General features: G+C 63.5%; 12 protein-coding genes. 9 read left to right on the top strand and 3 right to left on the bottom strand.

All coding sequences use genetic code 11. The features are described 5' to 3' along the window. Positions 1-414 precede the first annotated feature (414 nt). Together BLT65_RS24080 and BLT65_RS24075 are read left to right on the top strand one after the other, a co-directional pair. On the top strand, positions 415-1,671 hold the full coding sequence (locus tag BLT65_RS24080) for an ABC transporter substrate-binding protein (RefSeq protein WP_244186579.1): 1,257 nt from the start codon (positions 415-417) through the stop codon (positions 1,669-1,671). Further along, positions 1,668-4,613: a bifunctional diguanylate cyclase/phosphodiesterase gene (locus BLT65_RS24075; protein ID WP_091781808.1), complete on the top strand. Its 2,946-nt coding sequence runs from the start codon at positions 1,668-1,670 to the stop codon at positions 4,611-4,613. The genes BLT65_RS24080 and BLT65_RS24075 overlap by 4 nt, the downstream gene beginning before the upstream one ends. Before the next feature lie 24 nt (positions 4,614-4,637). On the opposite strand, the gene BLT65_RS24070 is transcribed toward BLT65_RS24075, so the two are convergent. Next, entirely contained in the window at positions 4,638-5,318 is a 681-nt protein-coding gene (locus BLT65_RS24070; protein WP_091782235.1) for a DUF4410 domain-containing protein, read from the bottom strand. A gap of 270 nt (positions 5,319-5,588) precedes the next feature. On the opposite strand from BLT65_RS24070, the gene BLT65_RS24065 reads away from it, so the two are divergent. Both BLT65_RS24065 and BLT65_RS24060 read left to right on the top strand, forming a co-directional pair. After that, entirely contained in the window at positions 5,589-6,050 is a 462-nt protein-coding gene (locus BLT65_RS24065; RefSeq protein ID WP_035992296.1) for a (2Fe-2S)-binding protein, read from the top strand. A 3-nt stretch (positions 6,051-6,053) separates the two neighbouring features. Beyond that, the gene (locus tag BLT65_RS24060) at positions 6,054-8,246 is read left to right on the top strand and encodes a xanthine dehydrogenase family protein molybdopterin-binding subunit (RefSeq protein ID WP_091781806.1); all 2,193 of its coding nucleotides are present in this window, start codon (positions 6,054-6,056) and stop codon (positions 8,244-8,246) included. A 91-nt stretch (positions 8,247-8,337) separates the two neighbouring features. Here the strand turns inward: BLT65_RS24060 and BLT65_RS24055 are convergent, their stop codons facing one another. After that, on the bottom strand, positions 8,338-8,664 hold the full coding sequence (locus tag BLT65_RS24055) for a DUF4148 domain-containing protein (protein WP_042315090.1): 327 nt from the start codon (positions 8,662-8,664) through the stop codon (positions 8,338-8,340). A 336-nt stretch (positions 8,665-9,000) separates the two neighbouring features. Here BLT65_RS24055 and BLT65_RS24050 point away from each other — a divergent pair, with 336 nt between their 5' ends. From BLT65_RS24050 to BLT65_RS24030, 5 genes are all read left to right on the top strand, one after another. Further along, a complete protein-coding gene (locus BLT65_RS24050) occupies positions 9,001-12,198 on the top strand; it encodes an efflux RND transporter permease subunit (protein WP_042315089.1) in 3,198 nt (1,065 codons plus the stop codon). 9 nt (positions 12,199-12,207) lie between these two features. Further along, positions 12,208-13,449: an efflux RND transporter periplasmic adaptor subunit gene (locus BLT65_RS24045; RefSeq protein WP_091781803.1), complete on the top strand. Its 1,242-nt coding sequence runs from the start codon at positions 12,208-12,210 to the stop codon at positions 13,447-13,449. A gap of 19 nt (positions 13,450-13,468) precedes the next feature. After that, complete coding sequence (locus tag BLT65_RS24040) at positions 13,469-14,929, top strand: efflux transporter outer membrane subunit (protein WP_091781801.1); 1,461 nt, start codon at positions 13,469-13,471, stop codon at positions 14,927-14,929. 116 nt (positions 14,930-15,045) lie between these two features. Then, positions 15,046-15,918 carry an extracellular solute-binding protein gene (locus BLT65_RS24035; protein WP_091781798.1) on the top strand — a complete coding sequence of 291 codons (873 nt, stop codon included), beginning with the start codon at positions 15,046-15,048 and terminating at the stop codon, positions 15,916-15,918. Continuing rightward, positions 15,915-17,798 (top strand): ABC transporter ATP-binding protein/permease, encoded by a 1,884-nt coding sequence (locus tag BLT65_RS24030; protein WP_091781795.1) that lies wholly within the window; start codon positions 15,915-15,917, stop codon positions 17,796-17,798. The genes BLT65_RS24035 and BLT65_RS24030 overlap by 4 nt, the downstream gene beginning before the upstream one ends. A 19-nt stretch (positions 17,799-17,817) precedes the next feature. On the opposite strand, the gene BLT65_RS24025 is transcribed toward BLT65_RS24030, so the two are convergent. After that, positions 17,818-18,009 (bottom strand): zinc-binding dehydrogenase, encoded by a 192-nt coding sequence (locus tag BLT65_RS24025; RefSeq protein WP_244186578.1) that lies wholly within the window; start codon positions 18,007-18,009, stop codon positions 17,818-17,820. Positions 18,010-18,021 lie beyond the last annotated feature (12 nt).

Here is an 18,021-nt window from a genome sequence, read left to right as displayed (position 1 = left end):
TGACTTGCCGATATGCAATTGAGGTACTGCCTCGCCCGATTTCCTAGCCGCCGTCAGGGCCCGATATGCGTGTCGCACTCGCCGCAAGCGTTTCTTTACAGGTTTCGACCGCAACGTCACGTCATGTAATCGGGCCCTTGTTTCACGGCAATCGTTTGCCGTTCGCCGCTTCGCCCATTCCGTCGCTCAAACAGCCATGCGCTTCGATCCGAAGAACCGCTCGCGCCTGCGTTTGCCGCGAAGCGGACGCGCACGCGTTCATGGCGACGCGACCGGTTTTCTCGCGAAGCAGATTGCGACGGCGTTGCGCCCGGTGCGCGACCGCTCGCTGCTAAGTGCTGCCCGATCCACTCCGAAACTGAAAGCGATTCTCACGTGCGACGACTTGCGCTTGCCTCCCTGCTATCTGGCCTGGTGACTCTGATTTTTTTGTCGTTGTACGGTTGTCACCAGAAGGACTCTGCTTCGCCGGGCGCATCCGCGCCAGCGAAGACGATCATTACCGCGCTGATCTGGGCGCCTGACTGGCCGGAAGAGATGCTCCAGATCGCCGCCGAATTCAGCAAGGAGAATCCGGACATCGGCGTGAACGTGCAGTTCATGGTCGGCAATTCCGTCGAGGCGAACATCAAGCCGCGAATCGCGTCGGGTAATCTGCCGGATCTCGTCAGTGTGAACCCGAACGCGTACTCGGCTGAACTGGCCGACCAGCACGTCCTCGCCGACGTCAGTCAGACGGCAGCGTGGAACAACATGATCGATCCGTTGAAGGGCGACTGGACGAGCCGCCAGTCGAAAGCATTCGGCATTTCCGGCGGCGTCGCGACGGTGCTGATGTACTACAACGAGGATATGTTTGCGAAGGCGGGCATCAAGACACTGCCGACCAACTTTCGCGAGTTCCTCGCGGTCTGCGAGCAGCTCAAGCGCGCGGGCTTCACGCCGATCATGTGGAACGGCGGGTTTCCCAATATGCTGGGCAACGGTCTGTTCGGCTCCGGCTTCGCGAACAACGTGGTGGCGCGCGACCCCGCGTGGAAGAAGAAAATCGACGACGGCACGCTGAATCTGAATACGCCCGCCGTCGCCGATATCTTTGCCAAAATGGCGCTGATGCCGGAACGCGGCTACGTGCAGGACGGATTCATGGCGACGGACTACGACGGCGGCATCCGCCTGTTCAAGGAAGGCAAGGTCGCAATGGCGATTCACGGCAGCTGGGCAGCCGGCCTGTTGCTGCATGGCAATCCCTTCGAAACAGGCGTTTTCATTCCGCCATGGAACGCTCCCGGCAAGCGGGTCGTGCCCATTGTCGGCAGCGAAACGGGCTTTGCGGTGTGCGAAACGCCGAACAAGGTTGCCGCCATGCGCTTTCTCGAGTTCATCGCTGCAAAGGGTTTCGCGATTCTCCAGGCGAAGCGCCAGAACATTTCGCCGTTCAGACAGAGCACGGGCGCGATGGCGGGCGACCCGAAGATCGTCGAGTACACGAATGAAGTCAGTCGCTATCCCGTCACCGCAAGCCCGTATTATTCGGTGCTTCCGTCCAACTCCATCGAGCGTTTGCACCGGTTGATGCAGGATGTCCTGTTGAACAGGATCACGCCCAAACAGGCGGCCCAGCTGCTGGATGCGTCCGTCAAGAACGAAGCGAAGATGCATTACAAATGAGCTCGATCATCGGTTCACTGCAACGCGTTCTTGAATACCTGTCGCAGGATCTGCTGCGCCGTGTCGAAATACGGTACCGGCTGATCACCGCGTTTATCCTGCTGTCGCTGTTGCCCGTACTCATTTCGGGCTACATATCGTATGCGGAGTCGACGGCGGCCATCAAGGAAAAGGCGGAGATATTCTCGAAAGAGGTCGTCAAGCAGGTCTCGCGAAACATCGTGCTGCGCATGGAGCAGATCGAAACGGAAAGCAGCCTGCTGGTGCTCTCCGATCAGGTTCAGTCCTCGCTGATGAAGGTCGCGAACGGCAACGCGAAGGAACAGAACGAGGCGCGCCTCGACATGACGCGTCTGCTGCTCGATCACTACGGCTCCGTCGATTTCATCAACGAGAAGTATCTGCTCGACACGCACGACCGGGTGATGGACACCCAGGCGTTCGCGCAACTGACGCGCGGCGTCATGCGCTTCGTCAAGCAGGCGCCCGATCGCAGCGGACGTCCATACTGGGGCAGTTACGACAACGGCGTCGGACAGCTGAACCTGGGGATGGTGCGGGCGGTTATCGGCAAGAGCAACAACCGGCGCCTCGGCAATCTGGTGCTGGTGATTCGCCCCGAGCATTTCTCGACGATCTTCAACGACGTGGCCCTCGGCACGGGAACGGAAATCTACGTGCTCGACAGCAGCAACAACAAGCTGATAGTGCGCGCCGACGACATGCCCGCCAGCACGGACACGACGGCCGAACCCGGCCTGATCGACGGGATCGCGCACAACACCGAGATGCTCGGCCAGCCAAACGGCTTCGTCAGCTTCGAAGGCAAGAATCACGCGGGCTACTTCGCGGCCTACACGCGCATTCCCGGCACGACATGGTTCGTCGTCAGCACGATTCCGGAGAAGAAGCTGACGGCCGAGGCGCAATCCGTGCGCAACCAGATCGTGCTGGTCGGCATTTCGGGCTTTCTGCTGTCGATCTTCTTCGCCTACTTCATCTCGCACAGCATTTCGTCGCCGCTGAAAGATCTCGTGCGGAAAATGCACGACACAGGCAGCGATGCGGGCGCCGAAGAGCAGGCGCTTGCCGAAGCGCACGTCGATGCCGATGGGCAGGACGAACTGGGCCGGCTCGCGCAGCGCTTCGAACGAATGCGCGGGGCGATCCGGCAGAAGATCCAGAAGATCAACGAGATCAATGCGTCGCTGGAGCAGACCGTCGTCGAACGTACGGCGGAGCTGGTCAGCCGGGAACTGGAATCGCGCACGCTGATCGAGAATTCGCCCGACACGATCACGCGCTACGACCGCGATCTGCGCCGCACGTATGCAAACCCGGCCTTTTGCGCGTCGGCGGGACGCACCCTTGGCGAAGCGCTCGGCAAGCGGCCTTCGGAAATACCCGGCGGATCGAACGCGCTGATCTACGAGCGCAAGATCAGCGAAGCGATATCGACGGGAAAAAGCGGGCAATTCGAGCTGCGCTGGCTCAGCAAGGATGGACAGGAGCAGTGCTCGCATATTCGCCTCACGCCGGAAATCGATCCATCGGGCAACGTCAATTCGGTGCTCGCCGTGGGCCGCGACCTGTCGGACCGGATGGCGTTCGAAGCCGCCATCTGGAAGCAGGCCAACTTCGACACGCTGACGCAACTGCCGAATCGCCAGATGTTCCAGAACCGTCTCGAGCAGGAAGCGAAGATCGCGCAGCGCTCCGGGCATCGGATGGCCTTGATGCTGATCGATCTGGACCGCTTCAAGGAAGTCAACGATTCTCTGGGACACGATACGGGCGACACGCTGTTGATCGAAGCCGCGCGGCGAATCACGTCGTGCGTGCGCGAAGCGGATATCGTTGCGCGTCTTGGCGGCGACGAGTTCACCGTGATCCTGCCGAATCTCGATCACATTGGCAGCATCGAGCGGATCGCGCGGACGATCATCGACAAGCTGTGCGAGCCGTTCACGCTCGGCCCGGACGAGGCGTTCATTTCGGCGAGCATTGGCGTGACGCTTTATCCGGACGACGCGAGCGAACTCGACGTCCTCTTCAAGAACGCCGATCAGGCAATGTACGCGGCCAAGAACGCGGGTCGTAACTGCCTCAGCTATTTCACGCAGGATTTGCAGATCGCGGCGGAAAAGCGCCTGCGTCTGACGAGCGATCTGCGCGCCGCGCTGCCGGGCGATCAGTTCCGGCTCTACTACCAGCCTATCGTCGATCTGACGACGGGCGAGATCTATAAGGCCGAGGCGCTGATCCGCTGGCTGCATCCCGAGCGCGGCATGATCAGCCCGCTGGACTTCATACCGTTGGCCGAAGACACGGGCCTCATCGTGCCGATCGGCGATTGGGTGTTCAGGCAGGCCGTGCAGCAGGCGAAGCACTGGCGCAACCGCTTCCATTCGTCGTTCCAGATCAGCGTCAACGTGTCGCCGGTGCAGATTCGCCAGGACAATCTGGTGTGCTCGCAATGGTCTGAGTATCTGCATCGCGAAGGCATGCCGGGACAAAGCGTTGCCGTCGAGATCACCGAAGGGCTGCTGATGCACGCCGACCTGAAGATCGACGAACGGCTGATGACGTTCCGCAATGCGGGCATCCGCATTTCGATCGACGACTTCGGCACGGGTTATTCGTCGCTGGCGTATTTGAAGCGCTTCGAGATCGACTTCCTGAAGATCGACCGGTCCTTCGTGCAGAACCTTGGCTTCGATGCGGACAATCAGGCGCTCTGCGAGGCGATGGTAGTGCTGGCGCACAAGCTCGGGCTGAAGGTCATCGCCGAAGGCGTGGAAACCATCGAGCAGCGCGATTTTCTAGTGGCCGTCGGCTGCGACTTTGCGCAAGGCTTTTTGTACTCGCAGCCGGTTCTGCCCGATCAGTTCGAAGCGCTGGTCTGGCCGCGCGTCGAAGTCAGCAGCCCGGCAAACAGCTGATGCGCAGCGCCGCCGGCTCGCGCGTCATTGCTGCGGCGTTGGTGCAGCGCGCGGTTTCACGCGCGCTTGCACGGCATCCGCAACCTGCCCGGCAACCTGTTTGATATCGGCCTGCTGATCGTTGCCCGCCATCACGTATCGTGCGGCCGCTGCATAGGGATTGAGCTTGACGATCGCACCGGGAACGTGCCGGTCCGACTGTCCTTCGACTGTCTGATAAAGCGGCGCGGGCGATTGGTTGGGCAGCGGATCAATGGCGACCGCCAGTTCGATCTTGCCTTGTCCCGCGCCGAAACCCACAACGGCACGCCGCACGCGGTTGCCTTCGTCCACGCTCAGAAATACGCCGCGCACCAGCCAGCCTTGCGCGGGAAGCGGCGCGTCGCCGGGCAGACGGCGCGCGTCGATGCCGTCGTGCTGCAAATCGGCGACGAGCGTTTCCGACATCTTCGCGACCAGTTCCTGCGATTTCTTCTGCGGGTCCTGCTCCGACAGATGCAGCGGCGACAGGCTGCCCGCGAGGCGTCGCGCGCGGCTCAAGCGGCTCTGATCGGGTGTGATGTCGGCGGCATCGAGCTCGAAGTCCGACACGTAGACGACGGGCGCCGAGGCGCCCGGCGCGCCGCTTTGCTGCGCGAGCGCAACGGACGCGAACGCGGCGAGCCAGAACGCTGCAACCGGGTATGCCCACCATCGATTGTTCATCGCTGTCTCCTGATCGTGGCCGTCGCGCGGAAACTGTTTGCGCCAGAGACGAATATACGCCGCCCGCCGCAAAGCGACCGGCACGGGCGCTTCAATGACTCTGCGACGCCACAGGATTAGGCAAGACTTCCGGAGTTTTCGAACAACAGAAACGGCCGCTTTGAGCCACACTCCGACACGTTCCCACTGCTTCGTCATCGCTGCGCATGCGGCAAGCGCGGGCGCGGGCAACCGTGTAAAACCAGAACCCGAACCTACTCGGAGTCATCGATGTCCACCACTCTGATTCTCAACGGCAAGTCCACGACGCTGGACGCCGATCCCAACATGCCGCTGCTCTGGGCCATCCGCGAAGTCGCCGGTCTGCATGGAACGAAGTTCGGCTGCGGGATGGCGCAATGCGGCGCGTGTACGGTCCATCTCGAAGGCCAGCCGATCCGCTCTTGCATCACGCCGCTCGCGGCTGTCGAGGGCCGCCACATCACGACGATCGAAGGATTGCAGGGCAAGCCGGCCAAGGCCGTGCAGGCCGCGTGGGTGAAGCTGCAGGTGCCGCAGTGCGGCTACTGTCAGTCCGGGCAGATCATGTCCGCCGCTGCGCTGCTCGCGCAAAACGCCAAGCCGTCCGACGCCGATATCGACGCCGCGATGAGCGGCAATATCTGTCGCTGTGCGACCTACACGCGCATTCGCGCGGCGATTCACGACGCCGCCGACGCGATGGGAGCGTGAGCGATGACAACCGATATCGTTGACGTTCAGCGCCCGTCGCGGCGCACCTTCCTGAAAGGCGCAGGCACGGCAGCCGCCCTCGCGCTCACGATCGGCTTCGAATGGGCGGGCACGTCGCGCCGTGCGATCGCCGCGCAAGCGCCTGGCGGCACGTTTGCGCCGAACGCGTTCCTCCGCGTCGGCGCCGACGACAGCGTGACCGTGATCGCGAAGCACGTCGAAATGGGCCAAGGCGCGTACACGGGCATCGCGACGATCGTCGCGGAAGAGCTCGACGCGGACTGGTCGCGCGTACGCGTCGAAAGCGCGCCCGCCGATGCGAAGCGCTACGCGAATCTCGCGTTCGGCACGATCCAGGGCACAGGCGGCAGCTCGGCGATGGCCAACTCGTGGACGCAACTGCGCGAAGCGGGCGCGACCGCGCGCGTGATGCTGGTCACGGCGGCGGCACAGCAGTGGAAGGTGCCCGCATCCGAATTGCGCACGGAGCGCGGCGTCGTCTATCACGACGCGAGCGGCAAGCATGCGACGTACGGTTCGCTGGCATCGGCGGCCGCCGCATTGCCCGTACCGGAAAACGTGACGCTGAAGGACCCGAAGACCTTCAAGCTGATCGGCAGCCAGGCACCGCGCGTCGACGTGCCGCCGAAAACCGACGGCACCGCGCAGTTCACGCTCGACGTGACGCTGCCCGGCATGCTCGTCGCCGTGATGCAGCGGCCGCCGCTGTTCGGCGCGACGGTGCGCTCGTTCGACGCATCGGCGGCGAAAGCGGTCCCTGGCGTGGTGAACGTGGTGCAGGTGCCGCGCGGCGTCGCTGTCGTGGCAAAGAGTTTCTGGGCCGCGAAGCAGGGCCGCGACGCGCTGAAAATCGAATGGGACGATACGCACGCGGAAAAGCGCAGTTCGGCGGACATCATGGCCGAGTACCGCAAGGCCGCCGACAAGCCCGGCCTGCCCGCGCGCACCGAAGGCGATGCGTCGAAGGCGATCCAGGGTGCGGCGCGCAAGCTCTCCGCGAGCTACGAATTTCCGTATCTCGCACACGCGCCAATGGAACCACTCGACGCCGTCATCAAGCTGACGGCCAATAGCTGCGAAATCTGGGCGGGCGATCAGTTCCAGACCGTCGATCAGGCGAACGCCGCGCGCGTCGCGGGCCTGCAGCCGCAGCAGGTCAGCATCCACACGCTGTATGCGGGCGGCAGCTTCGGCCGGCGCGCCAATCCCGGCTCGGACTATATCGTCGAAGCCGTGTCGGTCGCGAAGGCGCTCGGCGCGAACGGCACGCCCGTCAAGCTGCAATGGACGCGCGAGGACGACATCCACGGCGGCCTCTATCGCCCGATGTATTTCCACAAGCTCGATGCCGGCCTGACGCGCGACGGCAAGCTGGTCGGCTGGCAGCATCGGATCGTCGGGCAGTCGATCGTCGCCGATACGCCGTTCGCGGGGCTGATCAAGAACGGGATCGACGGGACCTCGGTGGAAGGCGCGGCGAATATCGCGTACGCGATTCCGAACATCTCGGTCGAACTGTCGACGATGCAAACGGGCGTGCCCGTTCTGTGGTGGCGGGTGGTCGGCAGTTCGCACACGGCGTTCGCGGTCGAAGCGTTCATCGACGAAGCGGCGCACGCGGCTGGAAAAGACCCGTACACGTTCCGGCGCGATCTGCTCGAACACGAGCCGCGCATGCGTGGCGTGCTCGACCTCGCGGCGCAGAAAGCGGGCTGGAGCAATGCGCCTCTGCCGGCCGGCAAGGGACGCGGCATCGCCGTCGCCGAAGCGTTCAAGACGTTCGTCGCACAGGTCGCCGAGGTGTCCGTGGATAAAGACGGCAAGGTCAAGGTCGATCGCGTGGTGTGCGCGGTCGACTGCGGCACCGCCATCAACCCGGACGTGATCGCGGCGCAGATCGAAGGCGGAATTGGCTTCGGGCTGGGCGCGGCGCTGTATGGCGCGATCACGCTGAAGGACGGTCGCGTCGAGCAGAACAACTTCGACGGCTACCGCGTGCTGCGCATCGATGCAATGCCGAAGGTCGAGGTACACATCGTTGCATCGACGCAAGCGCCGACGGGCATCGGCGAACCCGGTGTCGCGCCCGTGGGCCCCGCTGTCGCCAACGCGATTTTCGCGGCGACGGGCAAGCGGGTCTATGCGATGCCGTTCTCGACGGAAAGCCTTGCCTGAAGCAAGTGATCGCGAGCCGCCTCTGGCAGGCGGCTACGCGATGCGCTGACCGTCACGGCAGGCGGCGGGCAATGCGCCCGCTGCCTTAACTTCAATTTCCAAAGAACACCGGCTGCGGATTCCCGTCCGACGTCGTCGATCTTGGTGAGCCCATCTGCATCGTGCCGCTCGGCGCGACGCCGCCCACAGCCGTGTGCTCCATCGGCTGATCGCCTGCCGAGGCCTTGGTTTCGGCTGCCTGGATATCGGCGGGATAAGTCGCGTCGTCGGACACCGGGCGATAGCCCGCCTGTTCGACGCGTTGCAGATCATCACGCACCTGCGCACGCGTGACCTCGCCCTGCTGGGCCTGAGCGAAAGAAAGTGCCGGCGCAGCCAGCGCGCACGAAACGACTACGGCCTGAATCAGTGCTTTCATGATGGTTCACCTGCAAGAGAGTCTTCGACCAGCGCCACATCCTTGCGGGTGTGACCCCAATGCCCTTTGCCCGTTGCGGAATGCAAAGGCGGGTTGCAAAGGGTTAACGCCATTGTGTGCATTCACTGCTGACCTAACCCTGTCTCTCAGATGACAAATCGGTCATTTACGAAAGGGCGATGTAACGCGGCCATTTATCCTCAGCGTTAGATGTCGGATTCGTAATGTTGCAGTCACTAATCAGTAAGTGCCCCGCCGCCACACTGCGACCCTGTGAATTGCCCGCGCGTGATCCGCGTCTGGGCGTACCGACAGACCATCGTCCAAGGAAACGTCATGTGGATCGTCAAACTGGCCCTGCGGCGGCCTTACACATTTATCGTGCTGGCCGTGCTGCTATTCATCATCGGGCCGCTCGCGATCCTGCGCACGCCGACCGATATCTTTCCGAACATCAACATTCCCGTTGTCAGCATCGTCTGGTCGTATAACGGCTTTTCCGCCGAGGACATGGCGCACCGGATCACGTCGAACTACGAGCGCGCGCTCACGACCGACGTCGATGACATCGAACATATCGAATCGCAATCGTTGAATGGTGTATCCGTGGTGAAGGTGTTCTTTCATCCGGGCGCCGACATCAACCGCGCGATCGCCGAGGCCGCATCGAACTCCGCGTCGATTCTGCGCGTGCTGCCACCAGGCACGCTGCCGCCGAACATCATCTCGTACAACGCATCGACGGTGCCTGTGCTGCAACTGGGCCTGTCGAGCAACACGCTGCCGGAACAGACGCTCTACGATCTGGGCAACAGCTTCATCCGCACACAGCTCGCGACCATTCAAGGCGCGGCCGTGCCGCTGCCATACGGCGGCAAGATCCGCCAGATCATGGTCCAGCTCGATCCGAAAGCGCTACAGGCCAAGGGCCTCGCGCCCATCGACGTGGTCAACGCCGTCAACGCGCAAAGCCTGATTCTGCCAGGCGGCACCGCGAAGATCGGCGCGCGCGAATACAACGTCGAGATGAACGGCAGCACGAGCACGGTCGCCGCGCTCAACGATCTGCCCATCAAGACGGTCAACGGCAGCGTGGTCTATGTGCGCGACGTCGCGCATGTGATCGACGGCTATGCGCCGCAGACGAACATCGTGCGCAGCGACGGCAAGCGCGCGGCGCTTCTGCAAATCGAAAAGACGGGCAGCGCATCGACGCTCACCATCATCCAGCAGGTGAAGGCGATGTTGCCGAAGATCGCCGCCGGCCTGCCGAGCGCGCTGAAGATCACGCCGCTTTCCGATCAGTCGGTGTTCGTGAAGTCCGCGATTTCGGGCGTGGTGCGCGAAGCACTGATCGCCGCGTGCCTGACGGCCGCGATGATCCTGCTGTTTCTCGGCAGCTGGCGCGCGACGTTGATCATCGCGGTGTCCATTCCGCTTGCCGTGCTCACCTCGCTGATTGCGCTGGCTGCCCTCGGGCAGACCATCAACATCATGACGCTGGGCGGCCTGGCGCTCGCTGTCGGCATACTCGTCGACGACGCGACCGTGGCAATCGAAAACATCACGCATCACCTCGAAAACGGCGAGCCGCTGCACGACGCTATTCTGAACGGCTCCGGCGAAATCGCCGTGCCGACGTTCGTCTCGACGCTCTCGATCTGCATCGTGTTCGTGCCGATGTTTCTTCTTTCGGGCGTCGCGCGTTATCTGTTCGTGCCGCTGGCGGAAGCCGTCGTGTTCGCGATGTGCGCGTCGTACTTCTTCTCGCGCACGCTGATTCCGACACTCGCGATGTATCTGATGCGCGCGCCTTCGAAGAACGGTCACGCAGCGAAAGGACCCTTCGCGATCTTTGCGCGCTTTCAGGCAGGTTTCGAGCGGCGCTTCGAAGCACTGCGCAACGGCTACCACGACGTGCTGCAACGCGCGGTCGCGAATCGCCGCCGCTTCATTCCCGTGTATCTCGCGCTGTGCTTCGGTTCGCTCGCGCTGATTCCGTTCGCCGGGCGCGACTTCTTCCCCGCCGTCGATACGGGCGAAATCCGCCTGCATCTGCGCGCGCCAACGGGAACGCGCATCGAGCAAACGGCGCGTATCACCGATGAAGTCGAAGCCAAGATTCGCAGCGTGATTCCGAAGCCGGAACAGGCGGCCGTGCTCGACAACATCGGCGTGCCCGTGAGCGGCATCAACCTGACGTACGACTCGTCGGACCCGGTCGGCCCTGAAGACGCCGACATCATGATCACGCTGAAGCCCGATCACAAGCCGACGGCACAATACGTCGCGCAGTTGCGCAACGTGCTCGCTCAATCGTTTCCTGGTGTGACGTTCGCGTTCCTGCCCGCCGATATCGTCAGCCAGATTCTGAACTTCGGCCTGCCCGCGCCTATCGACGTGCAGATCGTCGGCAACAAGCTCGATCAGAACCGCGTCGTCGCGGACAAGCTGCTCGCGCAGATGCGCGGCGTGCGCGGTCTCGTCGATGCACGCATCCAGCAGCCCGGCGACGAGCCGACCATCGACATCAATGTCGATCGCACCAAGGCGATGCAGGCGGGCCTCACGCAGAAGGATGTCGCGCAGAACATGCTGATCGCGCTGTCGGGCAGTTCGCAGACCACGCCGAATTTCTGGCTCGATCCGAAGAACGGCGTCAGCTATCCGTTGCTGGCGGAAGTGCCGCAATACGACATTCACTCGCTGCAAACGCTCGCCAACATTCCGTTGACGACGAACCAGGTCAGCGTCAATCCGCAGAATCAGCTGGGCACGCTCGGCACGATGTCGCGCACCATGCAGCAGGCCGTCGTGTCGCACTACAACGTGCAGCCCGTGCTCGACATTTTCGCGTCGACGCAAGGGCGCGATCTGGGCGGCGTCGCAACCGACGTGACGAAGCTCGTCGACGCCGCGCGCGCGCAATTGCCGCCCGGCTCGTCGATTGTGATCCGCGGACAGGTGCAGTCGATGAACGAGTCGTTCGCGGGTCTCGGCGCCGGTCTCGTGTTCGCGATCGCGCTCGTCTATCTGCTGATGGTCGTGAATTTCCAGTCGTGGCTCGATCCGCTCATCATCATCAGCGGCTTGCCGGGATCGCTGGCGGGCATCGCGTGGATGCTGTTTGCAACGCACACGACGCTCAGCGTCCCCGCGTTGACGGGCACGATTCTCTGCATCGGCATTGCCACCGCCAACAGCATTCTCGTCATCAACACCGCGCGCGAATCGCTCGCGAACGGCATGGCGCCGCTCGCTGCCGCGCTCGATGCAGGCTTCAACCGCTTCCGCCCCGTGCTGATGACGGCCCTCGCAATGCTGATCGGCATGCTGCCGATGGCCCTCGGACTCGGCGACGGCGGCGAGCAGAACGCGCCGCTCGGCCGCGCGGTGATCGGCGGTCTCGCGATCGGCACGGTGTCGACGCTGTTGTTCGTGCCCGTCGTGTTCGGCATGGTTCACGCGTGGCTCGCGAAGCGCCGCGCAAAGCGTGCCGCCGATTCCGCCGAAGTGACCACACACGCCCAGTAAGGACTTTTCATGACCACGCCCAATCTGCCGAACGGTCACGAGCCGTCGGCCAGCACCGACCTTGCGCTGTCCAACGGCGCGCCTTTGCCCCACAAGCGGCGCTTCGTGCTGCCTGTCGCGCTCGCAGTCGTCGCCGCCGCGCTGCTCGCAATCGGCATCGTGCCGCGGCTTCACGCCAGCACGGCGCTCACGCAGCAGGTCGATGCACAGCGCTATCTGAGCGTCGATGCGCTGACGCCGACGCGCGCGCCCGCATCGCAGGAACTGCTGTTGCCGGGCAATGTAATGCCGTACGCCGATGCATCGATCTACGCGCGCACGAGCGGCTACATCCAGCACTGGTACGCCGATATCGGCGCAAAGGTCCAGGCGGGCCAAACGCTCGCCGATATCCAGACGCCGGAACTCGACGCGCAACTGCGTCAGGCACGCGCCGACGAAGCGAACGCGAAAGCCAATTACAGCTTCGCGGACAGCACCGCACAGCGCTGGCAAACGATGCTGCAAACGCAGTCGGTCTCGCAACAGGACGCGAACGCGAAGACAAGCGACAGCGCGGCGAAGCTCGCGGCATGGCAAGCGGCGCAAGCGAACGTGGCCCGGCTATCCGAACTGGTGTCGTACGAGAAAGTGACGGCGCCGTTCAACGGCGTCATCACCGCGCGCAAAGTCGATGTCGGCGCGCTGGTGACGGCGGGCGGCTCGCCGGGCATCGCGGCCAATGGCGGCGAGCTGTTTCATATCGAACAGACCGACCGTTTGCGCGTCTACGTCGACGTGCCGCAAAACGACGCGCAGAGCATCGCGCCTGGCACGAAGGTCTATCTGACGACGCAACAGTATCCGGGGCGGCAATTCGACGCGAGCGTCGCGCGCAGCGCCGATTCGATCGACCCTGTGAGTCGCACGCTTCACGTCGAAGTCGATGTCGATAACCGCGACGGCGCGTTGCTGCCGGGCGCGTATGCGCAGGTTCATCTCGCGCTGGTTACGGCGCATCCCGCGCTCGAAGTGCCCGTCAGCGCGCTGCTGTTCCGGCCGGATGGCGTGACGGTCGCCGTGATCGGCAAGGACGACAAGGTGCAGCTGAAGGCGGTGACCATCGGCCGCGATTTCGGCACGTATGTCGAAGTTGCCACGGGACTCGATGCAACCGACCGAGTCATCAACAATCCCGGCGACGCGATCAGCAACGGCGAAACGGTGCGCATCGCACCTGCGACGTCGACGACGTCGGCGAAGCACGGTTAAGCGCGAGGCGAGGCTCATCATGTTGAATATCCGTGCGTCGCTGGTTCGCAAGTCGATCGTCATTGCTGTCGCAAGCGCGTTGACAGCGTGTTCGACGCTGCCGCACTACTCGCAGCCGCAAACGGCTGTGCCCGATCATTTCGCGAGCGTGCCGCAGGCATCGGCGGGCTGGACGCTCGCAACTCCCGCCGACGCGCAGTCGCGCGGCCCGTGGTGGACGCTCTACGGCGACGACGAGCTAAATAAACTCGAAGCGCAGGTCGACGTGTCGAACCAGACCGTGGCGAAGGCCGTCGCGCAACTCGAAGCGGCGCGCGCGATGGTCGACTATCAGCGCGCTGGTTATGCGCCCACTGTGACGGCGGGAACGTCGGCGCAGCGCTTTCGAACCTCGCAGAACGTTGTACACCGGGGCCTGGCGGGCCATACCGTGCCCGATTATTCGGTGGGCGTTGCGGCGAGCTGGGAGCCCGATCTGTTCGGTCGTGTAAAGGATGCGACGGTCAACGCGCGCGATAACGCGCAGGCCAGCGAAGCGGATCTGCAATCGGTGCGCCTTGCCGTCGCCGCCGATCTCGCCACCGACTATTTCGATCTGCGCTCGCTCGACCGGCAAAAGAAGCTGCTCGACGATACCGTCACCGCTTACTCCGCCGCGCTGCGCATCCTGCAACAGCAGTTGAACGACGGCGCAATCGATGCGTCGGCCGTCGCGCAGGCGCAAACGCAGCTTGAAAGCACGCGCACGCAGGACAGCGATATCGACGTGCAGCGCGCGCAGCTTCAGCACGCCATCGCGACGCTGATCGGCCAGCCCGCTTCGTCGTTTTCGCTGCCACCGAAGGTCGAGACCATCGCGCTACCGCAGATTCCGGCAGGCGTGCCGTCGCAATTGCTGGAGCGCCGCCCCGACATCGCTGCCGCCGAGCGGCGCGTCGCTGCCGCGAACGCGCAGATCGGCCAGGCGCGCGCGGCGTTCTATCCGAATCTCACCCTGTCGGCGACAGCGGGGCTCGAAAGCACGTTCTTTGCGCCGTGGCTCACTGCGTCGAGTCTGTTCTGGTCGCTGGGCTCGCAGATCGCCGGCACGCTGTTCGACGGCGGACGCCGCACAGCGGCACTGAAGGGCGCGAACGCGCAGTATGACGGTACGGTCGCCGATTACCGGCAAACGGTGCTGGTCGCATTTCAGCAGGTCGAAGACAACCTGTCGTCGCTCGATACGCTCGCGAACGAGGCCGACAGCCAGCAACGCGCAACGACAGCGGCGGACCTCTCGCTGAAGCTGACGTCCAATCGCTTTCAGGCAGGCGCGGTCAACTACCTCGATGTCGTCACGGCGCAGACCATCGCGTTATCCAATGAACGTACGGCCGAGCAGATCGACGCGCGACGTATCGACGCGAGCGTGCAGTTGCTGAAGGCGCTGGGCGGCGGCTGGGATCGTGCCTCGTTGACGGATGCGCGCGCAACGGATTGACAGCCGCTTGCGTACACGTGGCGTGCAAATACGCGCTGTCGCGTGTTGTCCCGACTGCAGCGTCAATGACGGTCGTCGTAATATATGGCCGTTCATAACGCAACGGGGAAATCGTGATGCGCAAGCTGTTGTTGTCGGGAATCGTGTTGACGGGTCTTCTTTTCACGGGCGCCGCTTCCGCCGATGAAGGCAAGGTCGAGGTGCTGTACGCGGGTTCGCTCGTGAATCTGATGGAACGCAGCGTCGGTCCGGCTTTCGAAAAGGAAACAGGTCTGCATTTTCAGGGCTATGCGGCGGGCTCGAACCTGATCGCCAATCAGATCAAGGGCAAGCTGCGGCGCGGCGACGTGTTCATCAGCGCGAGCCCGACGGTCAATTCGGGTTTGATGGGCGCGGCGAACGGCGATCATGTGTCGTGGTACGTGAATTTCGCCGAGTCGCCGTTGATGATCGGCTACAACCCACAAAGCCGCTTCGCCGCCGACTTCAAGAAGAAGCGCTGGGACGAAGTGCTGCAGGAGCCGGGCATTCGCATCGGGCGCACCGATCCGAAGCTCGATCCGAAGGGCGCCTTCACGGTTCAGATGATGACGAAGGCGGCTGAGCTTTATAAACAGCCGGACCTCGTCGAGAAGACGCTCGGCGATCCGGAGAATCCGGCGCAGGTGTTGCCCGAAGAGACGCTGGTTGGGCGGCTGCAATCGGGTCAGCTCGACGCGGGCTTCTTCTATTCGACGGAAACCTCCGATCTGAAGATTCCCGCTTTGCGCCCCGCGCCCGAGCTTCAGGCGAAGGCCAGCTACACGCTGACTATTCTCAATGACGCGCCGAATCAGGCGGGCGCCGCACGCTTCGTCGATTTTCTGTTGAGCGCGTCCGGTCGTGCGTTGCTGAAGCAGCATGGCGTCGATATCGTCAAGCCTGCCGTGACGGGCAATGCGCAAGCCGTGCCGTCGTCCGTGCAAGCCGTCCTCGACGCCGCGCAATGACACGCAAGACCGCGCGGCCGTTGCTGTGGCTCGCCTGCCTGCTCGCCGTCTATCTGTGCGCGCCGTTTATCGCGAGCATTCCGCAGGTCGGCCACGCGGACTGGACGGGCGTCGACTGGCGCGGAACGTGGTCGGCTGTCGCGGTCTCGGCGGGCAGCGCGAGTGTCGCGGCGCTCGTGATCCTGATCGGCGGCGTGCCGCTCGGTTACTGGCTGTCACGTTCGACGTCGCGCGGTATGGCGCTGCTCGGCTTTATCGTGCAGTTGCCTCTTGCACTGCCGCCGCTCACGAGCGGCATCTTGCTGCTGTTTCTGCTCGGGCCGTATAGCTGGCTCGGTCGATTGACGAACGGCGCCCTCACCGATTCGTTCGCGGGCATCGTGCTCGCCGAAACCTTCGTGGCTGCGCCGTTTCTGATCGTCGCGGCGCGCTCGGCGTTCGCGGCGATCGATCCCGTCTACGAAGACGTCGCGGCCACACTCGGCCATCGCGCGGCAAGCCGCTTTTTCCGCGTGATGCTGCCCATCGCCTGGCCGTCGATACGCGCCGGTCTGGTGCTCGCGTGGCTGCGCGCGTTCGGCGAATTCGGCGCGACGGTGATGGTTGCCTATCATCCGTATTCGCTGCCTGTGTACACCTACGTTGTATTCGGCGGCCAGGGCTTGCCCGCGATGATGCCGCTGTTGCTGCCGACGCTCGTCATCGCCGTGTTGTGCGCCGCGCTTTCGGTGGCGTGGCGTGATGGTCGTTCAAGCCTGTTCGATATTGCCGAAAACGGCGATGCATCGGACCAACCCGCACAAGATGCAGCGCGCCCTGCCCTGCCGAATCCGCGTCTTGCGTTCGCGCTCAAACGTCATCTCGGCGCGTTCGATCTCGACATCGAATGGACGCCTTCGACACGGCGGCTCGCGATCATCGGCCCTTCGGGTTCGGGTAAATCGCTCGCGCTGAAGTTGATCGCTGGCCTTGAACGCAATGAAGCGGGCTTCGTGCGCTTCGGCGAAACGCAACTGGATGCGTTGCCGCCCGAGCAGCGCCACATCGGCTATGTGCCGCAGGACTATGGGCTGTTTCCGCACATGACACTGATGCGGCAGTTGTCGTTTCCCGTCGATGCGGATGCTGCGAGCGCGCGTTATTGGGCCGAGCACCTTGGACTGTCGGCGCTGATGGATCGCTTGCCGCGTCAGCTGTCGTTCGGTCAACGGCAGCGTGTCGCGCTGGCGCGCGCGCTTTCGCGGCACAGCCAGCTTTTAGTGTTCGATGAGCCGTTTTCCGCGCTCGATACGCCGCGCCGTCGCCGGCTGCAACAGGCGCTGCGCGCGTTGCAGCGCGAGATTTCGGCCGTCACCGTACTCGTCACGCACGATCCCGACGAAGCCGCATTGCTGGCGGATGAAGTGCTCGTCATCGAGCGTGGGCGCGTGCTGCAGGCAGGCGCCGTCGATCACGTATTCCGTCAGCCTGCGTCATTGCAGGTCGCGGCGCTGCTTGGGTTGCATAACGTCGGTGAAGGCACGGTTCGCGCGCCGGGCTCGATCGAAACCGCGTCGGGGCTCGCGATCGACACGGCAGACCGCGCCATTCCTGTCGGCGAGCGGGTGATGTGGCGTGTCGCGCCGTCTTCGATTGCGATCGCGGCGAACGGCGCGCACGTCGGGACCATCGACTCCATCGAGCTACGGCACGGCGATCTGTTCGCGGTCGCGGATATCGGCGGCATGCGCTTCGATATCGCTTGCGATGCCGAACCCGCGCACGTTCTGAAACGCGGACCCGCGCGCTTTGCAATCGATCCGCGCGGCGTCAGTGTGTGGACGAATGTCACGCGCGTGACGCCATCGGAACGCGTCTTGTCGATTGCTTCGCAGCCGTAGACAGTGCAAAGCCGTCGCGTCAGGTCAACACGACGATCTTTCCGTTCGCTGCGTTTCGCTCCATACAGCGATGCGCCTCGACAATCTCGTCCAGGCGAAACACCTTGCCGACATTGATGCGCAACTGGCCTCGCTCGATCATGCGAATCAGCCGTGCAAAAGGCGTCGTGACGAATTCCTGTGAACCGCCGCTGTAGACGGTCAGCTTCACTGTGCTCGGAAT

Source organism: Paraburkholderia steynii (genome assembly GCF_900100565.1).
Classification (GTDB): domain Bacteria; phylum Pseudomonadota; class Gammaproteobacteria; order Burkholderiales; family Burkholderiaceae; genus Paraburkholderia; species Paraburkholderia terrae.
Note: the sequence above shows the minus strand (reverse complement) of the source record. Positions and strands in the feature narration are given on the sequence as shown.

Bases quoted from the DNA above. Each gene is read 5' to 3' on its own strand.
- BLT65_RS24030 (WP_091781795.1), top strand. From the start codon at position 15,915: ATGACACGCAAGACCGCGCGGCCGTTGCTGTGGCTCGCCTGCCTGCTC.
- BLT65_RS24035 (WP_091781798.1), top strand. From the start codon at position 15,046: ATGCGCAAGCTGTTGTTGTCGGGAATCGTGTTGACGGGTCTTCTTTTC.
- BLT65_RS24070 (WP_091782235.1), bottom strand. From the start codon at position 5,318: ATGAACAATCGATGGTGGGCATACCCGGTTGCAGCGTTCTGGCTCGCC.
- BLT65_RS24065 (WP_035992296.1), top strand. From the start codon at position 5,589: ATGTCCACCACTCTGATTCTCAACGGCAAGTCCACGACGCTGGACGCC.
- BLT65_RS24040 (WP_091781801.1), top strand. From the start codon at position 13,469: ATGTTGAATATCCGTGCGTCGCTGGTTCGCAAGTCGATCGTCATTGCT.
- BLT65_RS24075 (WP_091781808.1), top strand. From the start codon at position 1,668: ATGAGCTCGATCATCGGTTCACTGCAACGCGTTCTTGAATACCTGTCG.
- BLT65_RS24045 (WP_091781803.1), top strand. From the start codon at position 12,208: ATGACCACGCCCAATCTGCCGAACGGTCACGAGCCGTCGGCCAGCACC.
- BLT65_RS24055 (WP_042315090.1), bottom strand. From the start codon at position 8,664: ATGAAAGCACTGATTCAGGCCGTAGTCGTTTCGTGCGCGCTGGCTGCG.
- BLT65_RS24060 (WP_091781806.1), top strand. From the start codon at position 6,054: ATGACAACCGATATCGTTGACGTTCAGCGCCCGTCGCGGCGCACCTTC.
- BLT65_RS24050 (WP_042315089.1), top strand. From the start codon at position 9,001: ATGTGGATCGTCAAACTGGCCCTGCGGCGGCCTTACACATTTATCGTG.